2 protein-coding genes are annotated in these 690 nt (G+C 48.6%); both read left to right on the plus strand.

Features of this window, described 5'->3' with window-relative positions; translation table 11 throughout:
• The coding region (locus tag ACWHAR_RS27520; protein WP_452088490.1) for an ATP-binding cassette domain-containing protein at nucleotides 1-534 on the plus strand (534 nt) is incomplete at its 5' end.
• Nucleotides 534-690, plus strand: a 157-nt coding sequence (locus ACWHAR_RS27525) for an ABC transporter permease (RefSeq protein ID WP_452088491.1), incomplete at its 3' end; no start/stop codon positions are given. The genes ACWHAR_RS27520 and ACWHAR_RS27525, both read left to right, overlap by 1 nt.

The raw sequence follows: 690 nt of genomic DNA on the forward strand, positions 1-690 counted from the left end.
AACATATATGGAAAGGAAGTCAGAGAATGGAATGTCAATGAGCTGAGGCGAACGGCATCCCTCGCGTTTCAATCGGCTCCCGTGCTCGACGGGACAGTGCGTGACAATTTAAGTCTTGTACAAAGGCTGCATCAATCCCAGCTGTACTCTCCTGAAAAGCTGGCTTCTCTTGCAGGGCTGCCGCCAGAGCTGTTAGACAGAAGCGCCAGAGACTTATCGGGCGGGCAGCGGCAAAGACTGTCACTGGCCAGAACGCTCTCAAATCCTTCCTCCATTCTATTGTTGGACGAAATCACGTCGGCCTTGGACCCGGTTTCTGTTCTTGAGATTGAAGAACTGATCAAACGTCAGCATCAAGAGAAAAAATGGACAGTCATGTGGGTCACTCATAATATGGAGCAGGCAAAACGAGTAGCCGATGCCATTTGGTTTATGGCAGATGGCCGGCTGCTTGAAATCGCTGAAACCGAAACATTTTTCTCCGCTCCGCAGCATGAAGCAGCGAAAGAATTTTTGAAGGGGGGGACCCGGTAATGGATTACCTTTCTCTCTCTTTAACGATGATCTTTGTTTTGATCGCCTTGTTTTTATCAAAATCCTTTAAAGCCGGTGTAGAAAAAGACATGATCATCGCCACCATCCGGGCCGCGGTGCAGCTGCTTATCATCGGTTATGTTTTGTCGCTGATTT

The sequence above is a fragment of the Bacillus sp. LR--39 genome, from assembly GCF_053613335.1.